The sequence below is a fragment of the Pseudoalteromonas sp. Scap06 genome, from assembly GCF_013394165.1.
GTDB lineage: Bacteria > Pseudomonadota > Gammaproteobacteria > Enterobacterales > Alteromonadaceae > Pseudoalteromonas.
Genome location: NZ_CP041330.1, coordinates 2,447,112 through 2,469,832 on the forward strand (window position 1 = coordinate 2,447,112; position 22,721 = coordinate 2,469,832).

The following is a 22,721-nucleotide window of genomic DNA, read 5'->3' on the forward strand; positions in this document are numbered from 1 at the left end:
TTCATTGCACCTGTAAATCGTTTAAAATATCAACCAACCCATCAATTGAAGAGAACCTTCTATCTTCAAAATGTATCTCATTAAGCACTACATTGAAGCTTGATTCACAGAACTCTATTAACATCAGCACGTCAAATGAATCAATATAACCGGATTCAAAATAATTTAACGTTGTATCAATATTTTCCATCTGGCTTTTGGAAACAAACCACTGCACTAGCTTTTCTTTTACTAGCATTTCATTACTCTTACTCAATTGCAAAACACCTAACTGGAGCCCCATCGCCACCTTTAATTTTTAAGGGTGCGACGATAAGCGTAAATTCTTCGCTCTCAATCGAACGAATATTAATTAAATATTCAACGATAACAACACCTGCACCAAGCAGTATTTTATGGTTAGGTGCATCCTTTTCTGCCCCTCTTCCATTTAAAGGGTTGTCAGGCTGGGGGGTATCTAGGGCGATAAGCTTACACCCATTATCTACCAGCCATTGACAAGCATCCTCAGAAAAAAAGGCATGGTCTGTGTAGTATTCATTAGTGTTTAATTTTAAATCCCAGTCAAACCTGGCAACAAGGCGAACCGGACACTGGGAACCTAAAGCTAATGTCAACTCATCTTTAGTAATTTCATGTTTATCTGCAAGATTCGAAAAGTCAATAACCCGTGCAGGCCCATTTAATTGAGCTAATGGTATATTTTCAATTGTTTCACCATCAGCAATAAAGTGCCTTGGGGCATCTATGTGAGTTCCAGTGTGTGTACCTAATACAATTTTTCGCGTTTCTCTATTTTCAATTCCGTGTCGTCCTAACTGAGTTGATTCAAAAAAGGGGTGCCAATGAGCTGCAAATGTTTGCATCCCCTCTTCAAGCAACATTGTTAAATCTGTTATTTTCATTTTAATACCTCGATGAGTTCTATTATTACCCCTGAGGGAGTTTTAAATAGGAGTATATCCATCTTCTGTTCATTAACTTCAAGAGTAAATATCTCAGAAATCCAAATTACTTTATTTTTTAGTTTACTCTTAAACAGAGCTAAATCTTTTACTATAAATGCAATTGATGTAAAGCCTTGTAGATCCAGTTTTTGTTCTACAAGATCTTGTTCCGTTGAAACAAAAGAGATATCGAGGTTCCATGTTTTTACAGGTCTAGATAACCTTAGGCAATTTCCACTTTCTTTGAAACCTAGCCCACACCAAAAATCAATTTCCTTTGCAAAACAACCTGATGGTATCAAAATAGTCATCATTGAGTCACTGTAAAATAAACGATTTTGTACATTCATGTTTTTACTATGGTGATTAATAATCTCAATGTCATATGAATCACTTCGTTTAAGTAATTTAATATCATGTTTCGCAGAATAGGAAGCAAGTAAATCCTTTTTTGAATAGTTATTCTCTAACTCTTTTTCATCAAATACCGATTCATATCCTAACTCTTTAAATTTAGAGATATCTCGCTCAACAAAAGCTGAATTCCAAGTAAGATGGGAGAATCCAATAATCATATTAAGTACTTTTCGATTAGCTTTGCTTTCATTACTTTTCCCGTGACTGAAGTAGGAAAGCTTTTCAAAACAATTATTTTTTCAGGAAGAAACTCTGAAGGTAACAAGGTACCCAACCACGCCTTTATAGATTTAATATTTAAATCATGCTCTGATAAAAGAAATAATATTGGCACTTCACCCCAAAAATCATGGGGCTTTGCAACTACTGCAGCATCCATAATACCAGCATACTTCAAACTAACATCCTCTATATACCTCGAACTTATATTAATTCCACCTTTAATAATAATATCTTTTTTACGTCCAGTTATGCTTAAAACCCCTGATGATGACTTTCCAATATCACCTGTAGCAGGGCACTCTGAGTCAGCGTTTAAGTAGCCAAGCATCTCCCAAGGAGAATCAATTAGTATTTCGTTCGAATCAGAAAAAGTTACATTTACAAGATCCAGACACCGACCAACTCCGTCCAAATGCCCTTCACCGACTTTCGCACAAGATATAAACAACTGCTCACTTGTGCCATAACTTTCTAAAACTTCATGTGCAAATTTATGCTCAAACTCTTTTTTTGTATTTTGCATAAGAGGCGCAGTACCGATAAATATCTTTGCTGCGCAATCACTTACCCAGCCTATAGTATCTCTATCGGTTGTCATTTTAGATGAAAGGGCTAACATTGAAGGGCTTAGCCAAATAGCATTTGCTCTATATTTAGCAAAATTCTTAAAGATAGTTGCGGCATTACTAGCCGAGAAGGTTGTACTTAAAATGACACATCCACCAGCTATTAATGGACATAAAAAAGTGTTAAGAATACCAGCCATGTAAAAACAAGGCATTACATGCAACATCTTAACTTCACAACCGATTTCATTATGTTTGTTAAACGCTTCAGCGCAAACAAGTAAGCTTTTTAAGTCGTGGCATACCGCTTTTGGTGTACCTGTAGTCCCTGAAGTAAAGGTAATAACCTGAGCATTATTCGAACTATCCTTATAGATAAAGCTATTCGTTTTTTTTTCGGGTATGTATTCTTCAAATTCGCCAACATTGTTAATTACTTTGTCAGGGTTAAAGATGTCCAGCAATGTGCATTTATAACATTCATTGTAGTTAGCTGATAATGGTAAGACCTTTGCACCTAATGTGAACAATGAAACAAGAATTACAAAAAACTCCAATTTATCTTCGAGCTCTAGAGCTACTTTATCACCTTGACTTACACCAGCTTTAGTTAACTGATTCATATAAAACATTACCTGACTCTCAAAATTTAAATAAGTAATCTTTTGAGTACCTTGTATTATTGCAAAAGAGTGTTGTTCTGCTGACTTAAATAGTTCTTTTATCATAGAATTACTTGCTCATTCACATGGTAATTTTTATAACTCGGCTTCCAATACCCTTTTGCCTTTTGTATTTTTAACAGCTCAATTGCATGCCTTTCAACCATTTCTTCAGGTGCATTGCAAGTATCTTCTTTACAAACAGAAATAATTAAATGCCTTGGATCAACTTTATATTTTTGTGACATTTCAAAAATTATAGGCATATAACTAGAATGGAATAATGACATCCCTGATATAGTGTCAATAGATGAAAGACCATTTTTATTAATCAAAGGTTTTATGAGTTCTTCACCTAAATCCATTACTTGTATTGGATCTATTTTTCCCTCCAATCCCATACGAGCCAAGCACCCTATAATTTGTTCTGTACTTGTATTACCGGCACTACGTCCAAATCCTTGCAGCGACGAATCAATAATTTCAGCACCAGCATTGATAGCGGCAAGAGCGTTTCCCACACCTAACCCCAAATTATTATGCCCATGAAATCCAACTGTTAGACTAGGGCATTCAGCAAGTATTGCTTGAACATACTCCGTTACTTCTTGTGGTAGCATTCCGCCTGCTGAGTCCACTACATAAACAGCATCAGCCCCAATTTCGAAAGCAGCCTTTGCAGCCTTAGCCAGCTTGCTAGGCGAAACAGTATACGACTTCATGAAATTGACGTATGTGAGCATACTTTTATTTTTCGCAGAGCTTATAAATTTTTCACACTTTTTAAAATCAGATATTGTAGAACCTAAGCGAACAAAATCCATTCCATGGTACTCAGCTAACGTAAGGTGTTCTAAATTTGCAATCCCCGGAATTGCAAACATCCCCCAATTACCTTTTTTTACACTCTCAGACGCTGCTTTCATATAGACTTCATCAGTCTCAAGAGCAACTCCTATACCTCTTTCTGAAGCACCTAGACCGACACCATGACCAACTTCTATTAACTCAAATCCACAGTAATCTAGTGCACTACAAATACCAACTGTATCATTTTTAGAAAACTGAAAGTCAATTTCATAACTTCCATCTCTTAAAGTGCATTCTAGTATTTTTGGATACTTCATCACTAATACCTTTTAATAATTGGAGCACTACTTAAAAGTGCGCTTATTTTGCCTCTACTCGAAGACCAGTCGATGAACATTGCCATACTTAAAGTTTTTACTAGCTTTCAAGTATAAAGCAAAATACAAGCCACTATTAATAACCTTGGCAGCTAGATATTCCTATAAATATTGTAAACCGTATTTATGAAATGTTATCTTAAGTGTTAAACATTATACCTAACCCTATATAAAGGTAATAATACTACAATGAAGTATGATAGAGATAAATCATGGAATAGCATATATGCTGAAAACACAGAAATAGCCTACCCACCAGAAGCAGTTATTAGAATTTTTTTAGGGCAATTTCCAAAGTTAGAGTTTCTAGATAAAAATTTTCAAGGTAAGAAAATTTTAGATGTAGGTTTTGGTGATGGCCGTAATTTCCCTCTTTTTAATAGACTTGGTTTATTGAGTAGTGGGGTAGAAATCACAAAAGATATCGTAAATAATGCCTCTGAAAGAAAGGAGTTTAAAGGCCAAGAATTAGACTTACGAATAGGTAGCTGCGAAGAAATCCCATTCGAAGCGAATATGTTTGATTATTTAATATCTTGGAATAGTAGTTATTATATGAGTTCTGAAAGTTTTGATTATCAAAAACATATTGATGAATTCGTAAGAGTAACAAAGCCAAAAGGCTATCTAATCGTATCTGTTCCAACTGCTTCAGCTTTTATTTACGAATCGTGTGAAGAGCTCGAAAAAGGGTATGTGAGAATTAAAAATGATTACTTCGGAGTTCGCAATGGTCAAGTCATGCGTCGCTTTGAAGATAAAGATGATTTTTTGAGCTGCTTTTCAAATATTTCACAATATTGTGAATGCGCAGAAATAAAAATGGATTGGTTCGGATTAGCTTACAATTGGTATGTTGCTGTAATTAAATTAAACTAACAAAAGAGCGCATTTATGCGCTCCTTCTACCCTATTTAGTCTTGAACTTTGATTAAACCAGCTTTTTCGAGAGATTCAACTAAAGGTAAAAGCTCAAAAATATTAGCTCGAATCTTATCAGCAAGCTCTAATAAATCACTACCTCCATCTGCATAAGCTAGTAAATTAGTGAGCATTTTTACTTGAGTATAATCTTGCTGCATATTGCTCGTATTAGGATACAATCCTCTTTTACCAAGTTGCGGCTCACATAAATTAGTTGCTTTATATACTTTATTTTTTTCTAATAATTGAATAGCGCCAACAATTACATCTGCAGCACCTCTTAATCCAGCAGGTGTAATTAATGTAAGATCATCTAATGATGTATGATATTCGGGATATTCCCCGTATTTGCTCCGCATAATTGAACATACAGGTAAATCAACACCAGGAGCGCAAAATTGACGCTCATCACTACCGCGCTCAAGAAAAGAATACTGTTTAAAACTACCAACTAAATTCTTTAAAGCACTTAGTGCTGCTCTGTCGGCTAAAGTACGAGAGTTGCGTGAACTTAGGTAAGAGTACTCTCTTTCATCACCGACACATGTGACAATGAATCCAGCTTTCAGATGCTTTTTCAAACGTTTTAAATGTTTTGAAATATAAACTATTGATCCTATGGTTTCTGGTAAAAATAAAACTCTGTAAGTATATCTACGGTCAGTCATTAATTTAAGTTGCTCAATTAATGCCATACAAACAACTGGTCCAGATAATTCATTATTAGCTAAAGAAGGATGGCATATGTATGTAGAAAGCAAAATTTCATTTTCTGTTTCTCCAGGTAAAACAAACTCTCCATACGTTAAATGCCCATTGAATAAATTTGTATCTATAACAACTTGGTAACTACCTTCAGTCAAAGATAAACGTTGAGAGTGGCTAAGACAAAATCCCCAATTACGCTCATAGTATGATGTAACATATGGTATTGCGTCAGGCATATCCTCTATACTGTAAAGGTGGGCTTGTAATTCTTTTAAAGAAAGTGTCTTATTAACAGGCTCTGAGTAACCCATTAGATGTAGGTTATTAACTTTAAAATCGCATATTTTATTACCATTAGGATCAATTATGTATGCGTTATTTACTTTCCACTCTTGCGGTACCTTCCAGTCAAAAGCGATAGTATTTGAAGGAACCTCATGTGCAACCAGTTCCGGTACAAACTGTTTGATATATCTCAATGTTTCTCTTACACCATCACCTGTAAGGCTTCGATTGATTGGAAATAGCTCCTTTGCCCACCCATACATTCTATTTCCATCGATTGCTTCGTTCATTTTTAACCTTATTTTACTTTACTTTGTATAGAAAGCGTTACCTGCATAAAACACATGCTAGATTATTCATTAACTTAGGAGTGTACAATAAGAAAAAGAGCACCGCACACCATTAAATTGTCACTATTTAATGGGAGGCAAATCAAGTTTTAAAGCCAAAATTAAAAATAACATAGAACTTTATTAACTACAGTTCAATTTATTAGCGGTTTTAATCAATCCCTAGAAAGATTATACTTTTTCATTTTTTCGACCAGTGTGGTTCGCCTTACGCCTAGTACTTCAGCAGCACGGGCAACAACGTAATCAAAGCGCTCTAATGCCTGGGTGATTAAGTTAATTTCAAGCTCAGCTAAGTACTCCTTAAGCTCAATACCTTCATCGGGCAATAAACCGGGTGCCGCTTGAGCAAAATCATCTTCGAGGTCTATTTCGTCTTCGCTGAATCCGCCACTAAAAATATCATTAAACGCATCACGCTCCATCAGTTCTTCTGGGTACTGTGGCTCATAGGCTTCAACTTCAATGTAGCGGTATTTATTAGGTAAATCAGGAACATCAACCACCTTGTCTGGGAACATAATAACCATACGCTCAACTAAGTTAGCGAGCTCACGAATATTACCTGGCCAAGAATGCTCTTTTAAACTATCAATAGCACGCTCTGTAAACTTAGCCGTAGTGCCGCTTTGTTCATTTACACGGCGCATTAGCTCTTTAAGTAGCAAAGGGATGTCTTCTGCACGTTGAGCAAGTGATGGACTCTCAATAGGAAAAACATTTAAGCGATAGTATAAGTCTTCTCGGAATGAGCCTTTTTCAATCATGCTTTCAAGATCACGGTGGGTTGCAGCAATAACACGTACATCGGCTTGAATCGCTTTGGTACCGCCAACGCGCTCATAGCTACGCTCTTGTAGTACTCGCAGTAACTTGACCTGCATTTGCAGCGGCATATCCCCTATTTCATCTAAAAATAGCGTGCCACCTTGCGCCAATTCAAACCGGCCTTTACGTGCTGAAATAGCCCCGGTAAATGCACCTTTTTCATGGCCAAATAGTTCACTTTCTAGTAGCTCCGCAGGAATTGCCCCACAGTTTACTGGTACAAATGGGCCTTTGTTACGCTTAGAAAGCAGATGCACATTACGAGCAACTACTTCTTTACCCGTGCCCGACTCACCTAAAATAAGCACGTTGGCATCGGTTTTAGCAACTTGAGTAATTAAAAAGCGTAAATCTTTTACAGCTTTGGTTTCACCTACAAGGCCATCAAAGGTGCTTTTTTCTTTATTATGTTGATGCTCATGAGGCAGCATACGCTGATATTGCTGACAATCATGGAGTAACTGAGTGGTAACTTCATGAGTAAATGGCTCACAAATTAGTCCAACAACATTGGCGAGACTCAGTAGCGGTTTGAGCGTTTCACCAATCAGTAAAAAAGGAAATGTTGGATAGCGTTTAATTAAACTTTCATGATCTAAAGATTGCAGCGCCCCTAACACCACAATACATTCTTTGTTTTGATAGTGACTACATGCCTGCTCAAAGTCAGCTTCTGTTTGCAACTGTACCGCCTCACCAATAAAAGTAAGCGATGCATATAATCCAATAGAGCGATTATTATTATTATCTAAAATTAAGATCATTTTTTAGCGAGCCATTTATTTCACTAATTTGTTTTATTAATCAAATTGTAAGCCAGTTGGATTTGGATGCAAGTAATAGCGGCGATTTTTTGACATTAACGCCAAAAAACAGACACACCGCCTGAAAAGTCAATACTTTATAACTAATAACTCTTTAACTATTTATAACGGACTACCCACTTAGGATGAATTACCTAACACATTTTTGCCACCAGTAATGATACGATTTCACACAGAAGAAACTCATAAAAACTGCTATTATTACTTAAAGGTGTGACTGTTTTGGCCGATAAGTAATAGTCAAACTTATGTTGGAACTAAACTTGCTTAAGGTTCTACACATGTAATTAAAATTTAAGGAATTACCTATGGCGCACGCATCAATCAATAAATACCGTCAAATTACAGTTAGCAGCGTTAAAGAAATGACGCCTTATGATCAAGTCAAACTCGTGTTTGTTAATATTGTTGGTAAGTTATCAGCTGCTAAAGGGTTTATTGAACGTAAAGAGTTAGAAAAAAAAGGCAACGCAATCTCTGATTGTATTGTGCTACTTGGTGCTTTGCAGCAAGTATTAAATTTTGAACATAATAATGAAGTATCAACTAACTTAGACTCTTTATATGATTATTGTCAGCGATGCTTACTAACCGCAAACCTCGAGAACGATATAGAAAAAATTGATGAAGTAATTACCTTGATTAAGGAAATAAAATCAGGTTGGGAAGCAATTCCATTTGAACAAAGAGAACCACAACTATAATGTCTTTAAAGCGGGTTACAAGCTCACAAGTTAAAGATAGTGAGACTAGAGCATATTGCAATGATCTAGTAAGTTTGATTGCTGACTCAGAAGATTGGGATATTGAGCAAGCGCTGAATATTCATAATAAACTTGATATTCACATAAGTAGCTCACTTTCTAGAGAAAAAACTCATTATTCAGCTACTGAACTTGAGTTTTTAATTAACCTAATAGAACAGCTATCTGTTAAAATAGATAATCAAAAGCAACTATTAGCGGTTAAAATAGTTGGTAATCAAAAAAATAAAAAAGCTGTAAATAAGTATAAATCTAACTTTTAAAATAGATTTGGCAATATTAGGCTGGTTAGCTGTGGAGAAAATCACATGTTTGATGGAAAAGTAGTTTTAATAACAGGTGGAACAGGATCGTTCGGTAAAAAGTATGTAAAAACATTATTAGAACGGTACAGCCCCAAAAAAATTATTATCTTTTCTCGTGACGAGCTAAAGCAGTTTGAAATGCAGCAAGATTTTGATCAGCCTTGTATGCGCTACTTTATTGGCGATGTTCGAGATAAAGAACGACTAAATCGCGCAATGCGTGGCGTTGATTACGTTATCCATGCTGCAGCCCTTAAGCAGGTACCTGCCGCTGAATACAACCCAATGGAATGTATAAAAACCAACATAAATGGCGCAGAAAACGTTATTAATGCAGCACTTGATAATAACGTTGAAAAAGTCATAGCTCTCTCTACGGATAAAGCAGCCAACCCGATTAATCTATACGGTGCCACTAAATTGGCTTCAGATAAATTATTTGTAGCGGCAAACAACATTGCTGGCGGCCATAAAACCACTTTTTCAGTGGTGCGCTACGGTAATGTAGTATGTTCGCGAGGCTCCGTTGTGCCTATTTTCCAAAAGTTTATTAATGAAGGTCGTGATCATATTCCTATCACTCATGATGAAATGACCCGTTTTTGGATAAGCCTTCAACAAGGCGTTGATTTTGTTTTAACAAATTTCGCGCGCATGTTGGGTGGTGAAATTTTCGTACCTAAGATTCCATCAATTCGCATTACGGACCTAGCAAAAGCAATGGCTCCTGAATTACCTATTAAAATTATTGGTATTCGCCCAGGCGAGAAACTTCATGAGGTTATGTGCCCTGCCGATCTGTGTTTTGAAACCTATGAATATAACGATCACTTTGTTATTGCACCAGGCATTAAATTTAGCAGTCGTAGTAATGACTTTACAGTAAATGCGCTTGATGAAAAGGGAAAAAAAGTTCAGCAAGGCTTTGAATATAACTCTTTAAACAACCCTCATTACATGACGATTGAAGAAATTGAAGCCTTCAACATTGAAGCATTAGTTTAAAAGTTATTACTCCATGATCCCTTACGGCAAACAAGCTATTTCTCAACAAGACATCGACGCAGTAGTTGATGTCTTAAAATCCGACTGGTTAACGCAAGGCCCTAAAGTCCCCGCTTTTGAGCAAGCCATTGCGAAATATTGTGGCAGCACCTATGCATGTGCAACAAACAGTGCCACATCGGCATTGCACATTGCATGTTTAGCGTTAAATGTAGGGAAAGACGATATTGTATGGACCTCCCCTATTTCGTTCGTTGCTTCTGCAAATTGTGCACTTTACTGTGGTGCTCAAATAGATTTTGTGGATATTGATGTAGCAACAGGGAATATGTGCACTGATGAGTTAGAAAAAAAACTTATTATTGCTAAAGAAAATAATCGTTTACCAAAGGTAGTCATCCCAGTTCACCTGGCAGGTCAGTCATGTGATATGCAGGCTATATATCAACTTGCAGTTGAATATGGCTTTAAGGTTATTGAAGATGCTTCACATGCTATTGGTGCAAAATATTTAGGCAGCCCAGTGGGCAGTTGTGAGTTTTCAGATATTTGCGTATTTAGCTTTCATCCAGTCAAGATAATCACCTCAGCTGAAGGAGGCATGGCGGTAACAAACAATAAACAACTTGCTAAAAGAATGGAGCGTTTACGTAGCCATGGAATTACAGCCAACCCGAGTGAAATGACCGAACCAAGTCATGGCCCTTGGTACTATCAGCAAATTGAACTCGGCTTTAATTATAGAATGACTGAGTTGCAAGCGGCATTAGGCCTTAGCCAGCTTTCAAAGCTCGATGAATTTGTTACAAAGCGCAACCAGCTGGCTAAAGTCTATTCTAGCAAATTAAAAGACTTGCCTATTAATCATTTAACTCAATCACAACAAAGCTACTCTAGTTACCATTTATATATTTTAACCTTGTCTGGTGACGCAGTTGTAAAACATGAGTCTCTTATCTGTAGTTTAAGAGAGCGAGGCATAACGAGTCATTTGCATTATATTCCAATTCATATACAACCTTATTATAAAGAGCTTGGCTTTAAGGCAAATGACTTTCCAAATGCAATAAAATATTACAGTTGCGCTCTCACTATACCTTTGCATCCTGAATTAACTAATTCAGAACAAAATTTCATAATAGAAACACTAGCCGAACAACTATGAAAATCGCTTTAGGAACCGCCCAATTTGGTTTAGATTATGGCATTAGTAATACTGTCGGACAGGTTAAAACTGATGAGGTTAAACGAATACTCAGCCTCGCACTAGACGCTGGTATAACAGTTGTTGATACGGCATCGGCTTATGGTAGTAGCGAGAGTAATATTGGTCAATCGGGTTTAAGCCAAGCTTTATCTATTGTTACTAAAGTATCAGGTGAAAATATTCACGCGCAGGTAGAAAAAAGCTTAAAAAATCTGAACTGTGAGTCAATTGATGCAGTGTTATTTCATAATTGTGAGTTGCTTTTAAGCAGTTCAGGGGAAGACTATTTTTCGCAGCTAGAGCAGTTAAAAGCCAAAGGCATAGTTAAGCGAATAGGTGTTTCTGTTTATAACCCTAAAGAGCTTGAATTACTTAGTGAAAGGTTTAATTTAGATCTGGTTCAAGCTCCTGTAAATTGGTTAGATCAACGTTTTATACAACCTGAAATCATCGATAAGCTAATAGAAAAAAATATAAAGCTTCACGCTCGCTCGATATTTTTACAAGGGCTTTTATTAGAGCCAATGATTCAAAATAACGCTTATTTTTCACAGTTTAATAATGAGTTTTCTCAGTATAATTGTGTTATTAATGAATTAGGCTGCAATCGGCTAACTTTCGCATTAGCAATTATTGCGCAAAAAGCCCCTCATATCGAAAATGCAATTATAGGGTGTTGCTCACAAGAACAGTTAACACAATTAATAGACAGCTACTGCGTCGCAAAAAAGCTTACACTCCCCTCGGATGACGTTTTAGCCTCTTTAGCTTCAAGTAATTTAGCATTAATCAATCCATCGCAATGGCTTGGTTAATTAAGCGCTAGGATTAAAAATATGATAAATGCTTTCATGCAAGCTAGGACAGGATCAACACGCTTACCTAATAAAGTTTTAAAGAATCTCCAAGGTTTACCTATGTTTATTCAACAAGCTAAGCGTGTACAACGAGCCAAGTTGGTAGACAACCTAGTTATTGTCACAAGTACTGATGAAAGTGACGACATTATTGAACAGTTATGCAATGAGAATAATTTATTATGCTTTAGAGGAAGTTTAAGCAATGTTCTCAGCCGGTACTTTCATGCTGAACTCAATTACCCTTGTGATGCTATCGTTAGAATAACAGCTGACTGCCCAGTGATTGACCCTGAGCTCATGGACTATGTCATTAATAGTCATTTAAAAAACAACAATGATTATACTTCAAACTGCTTAGTAGCCACATACCCTGATGGTCTCGATATTGAAGTTATTAGTAAGAAGGCCTTACACAACGCTTATAAATATGCAGAAAAGCCTTCTGAGTTAGAACACGTAACACCTTATATAACAAGTCACCCTGATAAGTATAAGTTACAGAATATCCAAAGTGAGCAAGACCTGTCTGCCTATAGATGGACTGTTGACGAACCCAAAGACTTTGAGTTGATTTCATCAATATATGAAAATTTATATGTAAAAAAGCCTAATTTTAATTATCAAGATATACTGGAATTGTTATCACATAAACCAGAGCTGAACTTATTAAACCCCCAAATTGCTCGAAATGAGGGAATGGTTAAATCATTAAAACAAGATAAAGAAGAAGGCTATGAATAATTACACTAATTCAGCGGAGTGGCTACATAGAGCTGAAAAAACCATTCCTCTAGGTTCCCAAACTTTTAGTAAGAGTAGAATTGCGTTCCCACAGAATGCAGCACCTTTATTTATTGAACGAGGTTTAGGTTCTAAAGTGTGGGATGCAGATAATAATGAGTATATTGACTTTGTGAATGGCTTACTTTCTGTTTCTTTAGGCTACTGTGATGCTGATGTGAATCAAGCTGTTATAGACCAGCTTAGCTCAGGGATCACTTTCTCCCTTCCTCATAGATTAGAAATGGAAGTCGCCGAAGAACTCACAAAGCTAATACCTTGCGCTGAAATGGTGCGTTTTGGTAAAAATGGCAGTGATGCAACATCTGCTGCTATTCGACTAGCAAGAGCTTATACAAAAAGAGAGCATGTTGCTGTCTGTGGTTATCATGGTTGGCAAGATTGGTATATTGGCTCAACAACCAGAAATTTAGGTGTCCCTGAATGTGTTAGAGCGCTTACCCATGCGTTTACATACAATGATCTTAGCTCATTAGAAAGGCTCTTTACTGAATACCCTGAACAGCTTGCAGCTGTAATTATGGAGCCAATGAATGTCTCCTTTCCAGAAACGGGATTTCTTCAAGGAGTACAAGCACTTTGTAAAAAACATGGCTCTGTACTAATTTTTGACGAAACAATTACCGGTTTTCGGTTCGATCTACATGGTGCTCAAGGCTTATTTAATATTACACCCGACCTAGCAACCTTTGGCAAAGGCATGGCAAACGGATTCCCTATCTCAGCTGTCGTAGGTAAACAAAAAATAATGTCATTGATGGAAGATATTTTCTTCTCCGGTACCTTTGCGGGCGAAACCATGTCTTTAATTGCTACAAAAACAACATTAAAAAAAATGCAGCAAGAAAGAGTACTGACACATATTCACACTTTAGGTGAAAAATTAATTTGTGAGCTTAATAAATTAATAGAAAAACACAAAGTAAAAGATTGGCTGAGCACTGCAGGTCATCCGTCATGGTCTTTTATTATTATTAAAGACACTCAAAAATACTCCTCATTAGAGCTAAAATCTTTATTTATTCAAGAGATGTGCTCTAGAGGTATTTTAATTGGTGGTAGTCATAACCTTAGCTATGCCCATACACATGATGATATAGAAAAATTACTTAATGCATACGATGAAGTTATTTTTATTTTAAAAAATACAATAGAAACACAAAATTTATATGATGTTTTTAAAGGACATCTTTTAGAGCCAGTTTTTAAAGTTAGATAAATGACAACTAATGTAAGACAACTCTTCTCTTAGTTAAATTTATCGAGGATAGTAAGTATGAAAGTAGCAGTAATTGTCGCCCATCCTGATGATGAGACACTCGGCTGTGGTGCCACAATCGCGAACCATATTGAAAAGTGTGATGAAGTATATATTTTAACACTTTCTAATGGGGTTAGTTCGCGCCTAGAATATACTGAAGCAGAGATTCAAACCCGGCAAGCAGCCTTTTTAAATGCCGCCCAACATTTAGGCGTTTCACCTAATAATCTAACATCATTAGATTTTCCTGATAATGAATTCGATACCATACCACTTTTAAAAATAGCGCAAGCCATCGAACTATTTTTATCTAAAAATATAATTGCACGCGTGTATACCCATTATCATAGCGATTTAAATGTTGATCATCGAAAAACTTATGAAGCTGTTTTAACAGCTTGCAGGCCGCAACCCATGCAATCAGTAAAGCAAATATTTTGCTTCGAAACACTATCAAGCACTGAATGGGCAAGTCATCGTTACGAGGCATTCAAACCGAACTATTTTGTCAATATCGAGCATGTATTTAGTAAAAAAATAAAAGCTCTTACAGCTTATAAAGATGAAATGAGAGAAGCACCACACACTCGAAGTCTTGAGAATATTCAAGCACTCGCTAAATTTAGAGGCATGTGTATAGGCACTCCACTTGCTGAAGCATTTTATATTGAACGCTTTATAGATTAGGCCTATTACGCTCGTTATAAAGTTGCGGTTTTAATACCTAATTTAGGATAGAAAATAAAATGATAACATTAAGGGAAGCCGAGCAAAGTGATTGTACTACTTTATACCAGTGGGCTAATGATCCTGTTATTCGCAGCTGCGCATTAAAAGACGCCCCAATTACCTTACAAAATCACTTAAATTGGTTTAATAAGCAACTAGCGTCTCTTAATAGTAAAATTTATATTGCATCTATTGACGACAAACCAATCGGACAAGTCAGATTTAATCAAACAGATCTTAATACATATGAAATAGACACGCATTTATCTCCTTGCAGTAGAGGCTATGGTTACGGTCGAAAAATGTTAAAACAAGCGCTAAAACTAATAGAAAAAAATAAAAATAGTACATTTATTGCGATTATTTTAATTGAAAATATAGCATCTATTAAATTATTCGAAGCCTGTAACTTTAAACGTGAAAAAGAAACAACAATAGAAAATAAAAAATGTTTCATTTACATCCGTAAAGAGGCTCTAGATGGTGAGCATTAATATAAATAAAAGTAATACCGAAACTCCGACTCGATTACTCAACATCGCTTTTAGAGTTGATGCTTCTTTAAATATTGGTTCAGGCCATGTGATGCGCTGCCTCACACTAGCGACAGCAATTAGAAAGGCTGCCAATGTTAATATCACTTTTTTCTGTCGCGATGCCGCCGGTAATAGTAATGAAAATATAATCCAATCTGGGTTTGAGCTTGTTAGAATGGCTCCTCCAAAAAATACCATCGACTTAAAAAACTACAGCTCATGGCTGGGTACTAGCATAGATGATGACTGTGAAGAGTTTCTAAAATTAACAGCGGGGAAAAATTACGATTTAATCGTAATAGATCATTATGCTATTGATAACCATTGGCATAATAAAGTAAAAAGCATAACCAAAAAAATTATGGTTATTGACGATCTAGCGAACCGAATACACAATTGTGACTTGTTATTAGATCAAACCTACCAATGCCCAACAGTTAAATACTCGCATCTGATAAATAACCATACAAAACTCCTACTTGGCTCAAGCTTTGCTTTATTAAGGCCTGAGTTTTTAGATTTTCAAAAAGCATCAATTGTAAAAAAAGAGCGCACCTTACTCATAATGTTTGGAGGAACAGATCCTGACAATTTGACTCTTCAAGTATTAGCGCGAGTAATCAAATTAAAATACTTTGAAAGAATTAATGTAATCCTAAATAAAACAGCAAAAAACGTGAAATCAGTGTTTAACTTTGCACAATGTCATAAAAAAGTCTTTTTACATATATCGCCGAGTAATATTGCGGAAATTATGTCAACGGCAACAATAGCGATTGGTGCAGCTGGAACAACATCATGGGAAAGATGCGCTTTAGGCCTTCCTGCTGTTGTTATTGTACAAGCAGACAATCAGCGAGAGATCGCTAACGCGCTTCAATTAGCTGAAGTGATCCGCTTTATTTCAATTGCAGAGATTGAAGACAAGTTAATTAAAGAAATTGAATTTTGGCAAAATAGGTTAAAATTAAGTAATGATGTTCATAAAAATTGTATTAATATTTGTGATGGCAAAGGCACTGTAAGAGTCACCAACGAAGTGCTAAAAGTCATAGAGTAGCAATTTACCTGAAGCTGAATAACTATTAATTTGACTATGAGATAGCGTCTCTAAAACCGATAAGCGATTGAATATGAACAATTACATTGTAGCTACAATTAAAGACTGGAATATTGCCCAATATAAAAAACGCACGCCAGCTTATAATGGAAATTGGCATTTAATTACTGACAAAAAAGAGCTCACTTATAATCACTTAAAACATCTAAACCCTAAATATATATTTTTTCCTCATTGGAGCTGGATTGTTCCCGAAGAAATAATTAACAACTTTAATTGCGTTTGCTTTCATATGACTGATTTGCCTTATGGACGGGGCGGAAGCCCAATGCAGAATTTAATTTCTCTTGGCCATACCACCACAAAGTTAAGTGCCCTAAAAATGGAAGAAAGTATAGATACAGGCCCTATTTATCTAAAAAGGGCTCTATCTTTGGAGGGCACAGCGCAACAAATATTTTTACGCTGTTCAGCTTTAACTTTTGATATGATTGAGTTTATTGTTAACGATAATCCTGAAGTAACACCTCAAGAAGGCCCTGTAACAGCATTTTCAAGACGCAATCCAAGCCAAAGTGTTATTGATACGAACTTAGAGCTGGATGATATCTTTGATCATATTCGCATGTTAGATGCCGATAGTTATCCAAAAGCATACATAAAACATGGAAAGTATAAGCTTGAGTTTACAAATGCCAAAAAAAGCAACGACGCTTTAACTGCCAATATAAAATTAACTTTACTTGAGTAATCATGAAAAATAAATTTGTAGAAATAGATGGTCGAAGAATAGGTTTAGACTATGAACCTTACATTGTTGCTGAGCTTTCAGCTAACCATAACGGCGATCTTAAAGAAGCCCTAAAAACAATTGAAGAAGCCGCTAAATGTGGAGCCGATGCAATAAAAATTCAATCATATACGCCCGATACAATGACTATCGACTGTAATAAGGACGAGTTTCAGATTAAAGGCGGATTATGGGATGGTTATAATTTATATAAATTATATGAGTGGGCCCATACTCCTTTTGAGTGGCACAATGCACTGTTTGAAAAGGCCAAAGAAGTCGGTATCACTTTATTTTCAACACCGTTTGATGAAACAGCCGTTGAGCTGCTAGAAGCATTAAACACCCCAGCTTATAAAGTGGCCTCTTTCGAATTAACCGATCTACCTCTCATCAAGCGAGTTGCTGAAACAGGTAAACCTATCATTATGTCTACTGGTATGGCTAATATCTCAGAGATAGAGGAAGCGATTAGCACAGCAAGAGATAATGGTTGTGATGAACTAATTGTATTGCATTGCATAAGTGCTTACCCTGCGCCATTCGAGCAAGCTAATTTAGCTACAATCTCGGATATTGCAACACGCTTTAACGTTATTACAGGCTTATCTGATCATACCTTAGGCACAACGGCAGCAATTGCATCAGTGGCTTTAGGAGCATGCTTTATTGAAAAGCATTTTATTTTAGATAGATCTAAAAAAGGGCCTGATTCAGAATTTTCAATTGAGCCTGAGCAGCTTAAATCAATTGTTAGTCAAAGCAAAGAAGTGTACAAATCGATAGGTAATCCAGGGTATGAAGTAAAATCAGCCGAAAGCGAAAACCTAAAATTTAGACGCTCTATTTATTTTATTGAAGACGTACCAGCAGGTACAGTTATAACAAAAAAACACATAAAAAGAATACGTCCAGGCTACGGTCTCCCCTGTAAGTATTACGATACGCTGATTGGTAAGAAAACTTCTGTAAATATAACAAGAGGAACAGCTGCTAAATGGGAGCTAATTGATGAAAAATCTAGTTAAAGTAACAAGTAATGAGGTGAAAGATATTTTTTTGCAAAGTATATCTTTAGACGATGTAAATGAAAATTATGTTGCTTGGCTTAATGATCCTCTAGTAAATCAGTACTTAGAAACTCGTTTTAGTAAACAGGATCTTAACTCAGTTAAGGATTATATTTCAGCTAATTTAAATAACCCGCTTGAACAATTATTTACGATTAGAACCAACAATAATAAACACATTGGGAATATTAAAGTTGGAAATATAAATAGGATTCATAATATTGCTCAAGTGAGTCTGTTTATTGGCGAAAAAGAAAGTTGGGGGAAAGGCTATGCAAATCAAGCTATCAAGCTAATTAACCAATATGCTTTCGAAACGTTATTGATTAGAAAACTAGTCGCCTGGGTTTACACCGACAATATTGGAAGTTTTAAAGCCTTTAAAAAGGCTGGCTATAGCAAAGAGTGTGTACTTAAAAATCATTATATATTGAATGGAAAACCAAGTGATCTAATCCAACTCTCTTTGTTTAATATTAAACCCTAATATAAGTAAGTTATTTACCAAAAAAGGCCAAAGCTAAGCTTTGGCCGGTTTATTATAGTTTTCAATAAACTCTAAATAAATACCTTTTACATGCTCATGAAACGCATCAATACATGCATTTATAAATCCTGTACGCATTTCTAAATCATTGTAATAATAGCTACTTGTCATAATGTAAGCTTGAAAATATCTAAAAGTTCCCTGAATCAGCCAATAAACTACATTATCGTCTGCGGTGCTATTACGTAATGTAAGTAATATTTTATTTTGTAAATTAAACGCATCAGCAAGCTGCTCACGTGTTTCAAAATGTTGAGAAGTAATTGATAACAGCTGCTCAAGAACATCTTTGGTTCTAGCTTTTATAGCTTCCATTTTATAGTTAACGTTACCAGCAGATAATTGCTCTAAAGAAGTAGCCCTATTAAGTAGCTCTGTTATTTTATCTTGCTTATTACTAATTGGCTTCATATCAGTAATATCTTCAATACGTTTAGGCTCAGAATACTTTATAAATGCACCATTGGCCGTATTAAATACTTTAACATTGAGGTTTTTTTGGAGTAATAACTCTAAGTTACCCTTTGATGAGTCAAATATAGGAATCGTAAAGACCTCTTCGGTAAAATTACCTTTAACAATAAATGCTCCCTCAATACCTTGCTCAACCACTTTTTTATGCTTAAAGTCATTATCAAAATAGATACTATGTTTTGAATGATGATGCTCTTTAGATACAAAGCCTAAGTCAGTACCAACTAAATATACTTTCTTAAACCCCAACTCAATAGCTGTAGCAAGTGCTGTATTCGATACTGTTGGGTTACTGTAGTCAGGGTAGGTAAATTGCTTTTTTGTATCCAAAGCACGAATAAGACGACCGCCTGCATCATTTAATTTTGATAACAAATGCGCACTTTTAAAGCGCTTTAAAATGCTATCGTATACCGTATTAAGTGCAACAATATTTATCTCATTTAATTTTATCTTTAGTCCAGAGACGCGATCTATTGACTCCACCCATTCTAGCAGCCCTGCGCCTCGCTCCATTTCTATGTGAATATCAGGTTTAATATTATTACTAAGTAAGGCTCTTAATGCTGTACCACAAGAAATAATAATGATGTCACCCTGATTTTTTTTCAAAAACTCAATCGCATCATCAAGAGAGGGACCATTAGCAACAATAAATACAGAATGTTCTTGCAGAGTGTTATTTACTAACTCAGGCTTTTTCAATACTGGAAACTTTTCATTTAAATTAGCCAGAGTATGAGATACACCTATTATTTCATCTTCAAAAAAACCCCAGCCTGCAGACCAACGATGTCCGATACTTTTAATACGCTCAATTGTTTTCTCAATCAGTGGGCTATTATAATGCTTTAAGAAAAGAATTTGACTGAGGTTAAAATGACCCTGATTAAACAAAAACTTAGAAATTTCGTTAATCACTCCATCTTCACCACCAGAAACACGTATTGAAAATTGCCCACCATTGGCAGTGCATTTATCAAAAAGCGGCTTTAATTCGATACAATGTAAAAGTGCATAGAAGGTATCTTTACTCGGCTCAAATAAAAACACATTAAGTACATCTTTTTTCTTGAGTAACTCTTCTATCTGATAGCCTAACCCCCCACCTAAAAAACAAACAAAGTCGAGGCGCTTTTCTTCAGCAGGGTTATTTATTTTATTATCTGTTTCAGCGGTACGTACGTTGTAAATTGATTTTAATAGCGCAGCATGTTCAAAAACAATATTTGTGTCATCTTGGTGATTTATTTGATATTTGAAGTAAAGCGGGTTTTCTAGAAACTGAATAACTTGCTGTTTAGCGAATTCTCTAGGCTCATCTTGATAAACGAACTCATTATTGTTAAACAAGTTAGCATTGCCCATTTCATCGATTGCAACACCAGTATCGCTTGGCGTGTAATCTTTAAATGTTTCATAAATAGCCGGCATTTGCTCTTGAAGTAGAGCTAAATTTGCAAGCAGGGTTGCTTGCAACATCATTTTTGTTAATTCTTGCTGATTAGCGTCCAAAGTTCACTCCGCTTAACTTGATTTCTTAACCACCCCTGGTAGGTTAGCTAATTGTTGTTGTAAATAGCTGCCTGTTGAATTTAAATTGGCCACTAATAAATCCATTGCATTGTATTGGCTATATAATCGTTCTTCATATTTGGCCATACGAATATTAAATTTTTCTACATCAGTTTCTAGTTTAGAAAGCTGTGATTCACGACCTTCTATACGTGAACTAATAATACCATCAGAAGCCGTATAACCCTTAATAACAGTATCAAGCTGTGCAACAAAACCGCCTTTATCTTTTTCACCTACAAAAAAGGTTTGTAAGGCTTGAGGATCCTTTTCTATCGCAGCTTTTAATGCGTCAGAATCAATACTTAATTTACCAGAGCGCTCCGTTCTAATACCAAAATTAGCTAAAAAATCAGTGTTACCATTTCCCGTACTAAATTCTGAAGTTAACAATGAGCGCACCTGATTAACAGACCCTCTTAATAAAGAGTCTCCGGCAAGCGCCCCTACGCCCTCTTCAGCACTTGAGCGTCCCAGCTGTTTCGATAAATCAATAAAGGCATTAAATTTGTCTACAAATGAGTTCAAACCTGTTGTAATATTTTTGTTATTTTCAGTTATAACAGCTTTACTTAAATCATCGTCAGTGCCATGCATTTTTTTTGCATTAATGGTGACGCCTTCAATAACATCTTTAAACTCATTAGTACTGCTTGAAGCCACAAGCGTACCATCTATAGTGATAGAAGCATCGGTTGCTGCAGTTACCTCATTTAAATTTTCGGCATACGTTGTTGAAGTCGTATCACTATCATACGCCAAACGAGATAAACCTAAAAGATCCGTATTGCCACCGTCACCAGCATCATCGACTACTATTTTTATAGCATTTTCCGCGCCGGTTTCTTTACTCGACAATACCAATCGCTGACCGGTGTCATCAGTGATAATGGTGGCGTTTACCGAGTCATTATCAACTGAATCATTAATCGCATCACGAATATCGGCAAGCTTTGCTGTATCTGACACAGTAATATCAAAACTGTTAGAACCAGAGCTGATCGTTAGCTTACCCTCACCCACAGCTTCATCGCCAGCTATAGCATCTGATGTTAGCTTATGGTTTTCGGCCAAACTATTAACTTTAATTGAGTAATTATTGGTTTGTGCATCTTTTTCAGAACTTAAAGTAACAAAATCATCACTGCCACTAATTGTTCTCTTTTGAAACTCCTCAACAGAGGATAGTGACTCCAATGAGCCATTCAGCTCCTCTAAAGACGCTTTTAGTGTTCCAACAGCAGATATATCAGTCGTGAAATTAGCTTGCTGTTTTGTTACTCGAGCTTGATAAGGGGACTTCTCAGCATTGACTAAAGCACTTACAATTTCGTTTACTTGAAGTCCTGAACCTATACCTGTAAATGAAATAGCCATAATTGTTGCCCTCTTAAATTACTGAAATACTAAACTTTAAAATCAACCAATACGCCCGTGGCTTCTGCTAATTTGGCCACTATACCTAATACTTCTTCTGACGGATATTGCTTAACTAAGTCACCACTCTCTTTATCGATAACCTTGATTACATTACGGCCAGAGTCTTCGTCTACTTTAAATTGAAGACTGCGGTTCATTTCACCCATAAAATCCTGCAATTGCTGTACCACCTTTTCTAGCTTTTCAGGTGATAACTCAGTTTCAGAGACTTCGTTTCTACTTGCAGCAGTAGGGGTGGTTGTATTCTTCTGTTCATCAACATTTTGCTTAACTTGAGATGGGGCTTGATAACTTGAGGTAACCTCACCTTTTTGAGCTGAGTTGATGTTTAGATTTAAACTTTGCGTTTCCATAATTCGCTCCTACTATAAAGCGAT

At 36.0% G+C, this 22,721-nt stretch carries 24 protein-coding genes; 14 read left to right on the top strand and 10 right to left on the bottom strand.

Annotation, left to right across the window (positions count from 1 at the left end; genetic code table 11):
• Position 1 precedes the first annotated feature (1 nt).
• From FLM47_RS11375 to FLM47_RS11395, 5 genes are read right to left on the bottom strand one after another with little or no spacing between them, the layout of a single operon-like run.
• Positions 2-256 carry a hypothetical protein gene (locus FLM47_RS11375; protein ID WP_178956415.1) on the bottom strand — a complete coding sequence of 85 codons (255 nt, stop codon included), beginning with the start codon at positions 254-256 and terminating at the stop codon, positions 2-4.
• Positions 249-905, bottom strand: a complete 657-nt coding sequence (locus FLM47_RS11380; protein WP_178956416.1) for a cyclase family protein — start codon at positions 903-905, stop codon at positions 249-251. The genes FLM47_RS11375 and FLM47_RS11380 overlap by 8 nt, the downstream gene beginning before the upstream one ends.
• Positions 902-1,522: a hypothetical protein gene (locus FLM47_RS11385; protein ID WP_138605294.1), complete on the bottom strand. Its 621-nt coding sequence runs from the start codon at positions 1,520-1,522 to the stop codon at positions 902-904. The genes FLM47_RS11380 and FLM47_RS11385 overlap by 4 nt, the downstream gene beginning before the upstream one ends.
• Positions 1,519-2,880, bottom strand: a complete 1,362-nt coding sequence (locus FLM47_RS11390) for a class I adenylate-forming enzyme family protein (RefSeq protein ID WP_178956417.1) — start codon at positions 2,878-2,880, stop codon at positions 1,519-1,521. Before FLM47_RS11390 ends, FLM47_RS11385 begins: the two co-directional genes overlap by 4 nt.
• Complete coding sequence (locus FLM47_RS11395) at positions 2,877-3,941, bottom strand: 4-hydroxy-2-oxovalerate aldolase (RefSeq protein ID WP_178956418.1); 1,065 nt, start codon at positions 3,939-3,941, stop codon at positions 2,877-2,879. The genes FLM47_RS11390 and FLM47_RS11395 overlap by 4 nt, the downstream gene beginning before the upstream one ends.
• Positions 3,942-4,190: 249 nt before the next feature.
• Here FLM47_RS11395 and FLM47_RS11400 point away from each other — a divergent pair, with 249 nt between their 5' ends.
• Entirely contained in the window at positions 4,191-4,880 is a 690-nt protein-coding gene (locus tag FLM47_RS11400) for a class I SAM-dependent methyltransferase (RefSeq protein WP_138570510.1), read from the top strand.
• 35 nt (positions 4,881-4,915) lie between these two features.
• Here FLM47_RS11400 and FLM47_RS11405 read toward each other — a convergent pair whose 3' ends face one another.
• Both FLM47_RS11405 and FLM47_RS11410 read right to left on the bottom strand, forming a co-directional pair.
• Positions 4,916-6,208 (bottom strand): DUF4910 domain-containing protein, encoded by a 1,293-nt coding sequence (locus FLM47_RS11405; protein ID WP_212751290.1) that lies wholly within the window; start codon positions 6,206-6,208, stop codon positions 4,916-4,918.
• A 215-nt stretch (positions 6,209-6,423) separates the two neighbouring features.
• Positions 6,424-7,860, bottom strand: coding sequence for a sigma-54-dependent Fis family transcriptional regulator (locus tag FLM47_RS11410; protein WP_010387896.1), 1,437 nt, complete (start codon positions 7,858-7,860; stop codon positions 6,424-6,426).
• 368 nt (positions 7,861-8,228) lie between these two features.
• Here FLM47_RS11410 and fliS point away from each other — a divergent pair, with 368 nt between their 5' ends.
• The 13 genes from fliS (at position 8,229) to FLM47_RS11475 (ending at position 18,795) form a co-directional block, all read left to right on the top strand.
• On the top strand, positions 8,229-8,624 hold the full coding sequence (gene fliS / locus FLM47_RS11415; protein ID WP_109874274.1) for a flagellar export chaperone FliS: 396 nt from the start codon (positions 8,229-8,231) through the stop codon (positions 8,622-8,624).
• The gene (locus tag FLM47_RS11420; RefSeq protein WP_178956419.1) at positions 8,624-8,947 is read left to right on the top strand and encodes a hypothetical protein; all 324 of its coding nucleotides are present in this window, start codon (positions 8,624-8,626) and stop codon (positions 8,945-8,947) included. Before fliS ends, FLM47_RS11420 begins: the two co-directional genes overlap by 1 nt.
• A 45-nt stretch (positions 8,948-8,992) precedes the next feature.
• A complete protein-coding gene (pseB, locus tag FLM47_RS11425; RefSeq protein ID WP_138605289.1) occupies positions 8,993-9,994 on the top strand; it encodes a UDP-N-acetylglucosamine 4,6-dehydratase (inverting) in 1,002 nt (333 codons plus the stop codon).
• 13 nt (positions 9,995-10,007) lie between these two features.
• On the top strand, positions 10,008-11,159 hold the full coding sequence (pseC, locus tag FLM47_RS11430; RefSeq protein WP_178956420.1) for a UDP-4-amino-4,6-dideoxy-N-acetyl-beta-L-altrosamine transaminase: 1,152 nt from the start codon (positions 10,008-10,010) through the stop codon (positions 11,157-11,159).
• A complete protein-coding gene (locus FLM47_RS11435) occupies positions 11,156-12,016 on the top strand; it encodes an aldo/keto reductase (RefSeq protein ID WP_138605287.1) in 861 nt (286 codons plus the stop codon). The genes pseC and FLM47_RS11435 overlap by 4 nt, the downstream gene beginning before the upstream one ends.
• Positions 12,017-12,037: 21 nt before the next feature.
• Positions 12,038-12,802 carry a cytidylyltransferase domain-containing protein gene (locus FLM47_RS11440; RefSeq protein ID WP_178956421.1) on the top strand — a complete coding sequence of 255 codons (765 nt, stop codon included), beginning with the start codon at positions 12,038-12,040 and terminating at the stop codon, positions 12,800-12,802.
• The gene (locus FLM47_RS11445) at positions 12,795-14,081 is read left to right on the top strand and encodes an aminotransferase class III-fold pyridoxal phosphate-dependent enzyme (protein ID WP_178956422.1); all 1,287 of its coding nucleotides are present in this window, start codon (positions 12,795-12,797) and stop codon (positions 14,079-14,081) included. The genes FLM47_RS11440 and FLM47_RS11445 overlap by 8 nt, the downstream gene beginning before the upstream one ends.
• A 57-nt stretch (positions 14,082-14,138) precedes the next feature.
• Entirely contained in the window at positions 14,139-14,810 is a 672-nt protein-coding gene (locus FLM47_RS11450; protein ID WP_138570517.1) for a PIG-L deacetylase family protein, read from the top strand.
• Between the two features lie 59 nt (positions 14,811-14,869).
• On the top strand, positions 14,870-15,346 hold the full coding sequence (locus FLM47_RS11455; RefSeq protein WP_138605284.1) for a GNAT family N-acetyltransferase: 477 nt from the start codon (positions 14,870-14,872) through the stop codon (positions 15,344-15,346).
• The gene (gene pseG, locus FLM47_RS11460; protein ID WP_178956423.1) at positions 15,333-16,448 is read left to right on the top strand and encodes a UDP-2,4-diacetamido-2,4,6-trideoxy-beta-L-altropyranose hydrolase; all 1,116 of its coding nucleotides are present in this window, start codon (positions 15,333-15,335) and stop codon (positions 16,446-16,448) included. The genes FLM47_RS11455 and pseG overlap by 14 nt, the downstream gene beginning before the upstream one ends.
• A gap of 73 nt (positions 16,449-16,521) precedes the next feature.
• Complete coding sequence (locus FLM47_RS11465; RefSeq protein WP_138605282.1) at positions 16,522-17,199, top strand: methionyl-tRNA formyltransferase; 678 nt, start codon at positions 16,522-16,524, stop codon at positions 17,197-17,199.
• A 2-nt stretch (positions 17,200-17,201) separates the two neighbouring features.
• A complete protein-coding gene (gene pseI / locus FLM47_RS11470; RefSeq protein WP_138605281.1) occupies positions 17,202-18,266 on the top strand; it encodes a pseudaminic acid synthase in 1,065 nt (354 codons plus the stop codon).
• Complete coding sequence (locus FLM47_RS11475; RefSeq protein WP_232735517.1) at positions 18,250-18,795, top strand: GNAT family N-acetyltransferase; 546 nt, start codon at positions 18,250-18,252, stop codon at positions 18,793-18,795. Before pseI ends, FLM47_RS11475 begins: the two co-directional genes overlap by 17 nt.
• Before the next feature lie 33 nt (positions 18,796-18,828).
• Here FLM47_RS11475 and FLM47_RS11480 read toward each other — a convergent pair whose 3' ends face one another.
• Genes FLM47_RS11480 through FLM47_RS11490 form a run of 3 tightly spaced genes read right to left on the bottom strand, consistent with a single transcriptional unit; the run spans position 18,829 to position 22,697 of the window.
• Complete coding sequence (locus FLM47_RS11480; RefSeq protein WP_178956424.1) at positions 18,829-20,844, bottom strand: motility associated factor glycosyltransferase family protein; 2,016 nt, start codon at positions 20,842-20,844, stop codon at positions 18,829-18,831.
• A gap of 12 nt (positions 20,845-20,856) precedes the next feature.
• Positions 20,857-22,281, bottom strand: a complete 1,425-nt coding sequence (fliD, locus tag FLM47_RS11485) for a flagellar filament capping protein FliD (protein WP_138605279.1) — start codon at positions 22,279-22,281, stop codon at positions 20,857-20,859.
• 29 nt (positions 22,282-22,310) lie between these two features.
• Positions 22,311-22,697, bottom strand: coding sequence for a flagellar protein FlaG (locus tag FLM47_RS11490; RefSeq protein WP_138570524.1), 387 nt, complete (start codon positions 22,695-22,697; stop codon positions 22,311-22,313).
• Between the last annotated feature and the right edge of the window lie 24 nt (positions 22,698-22,721).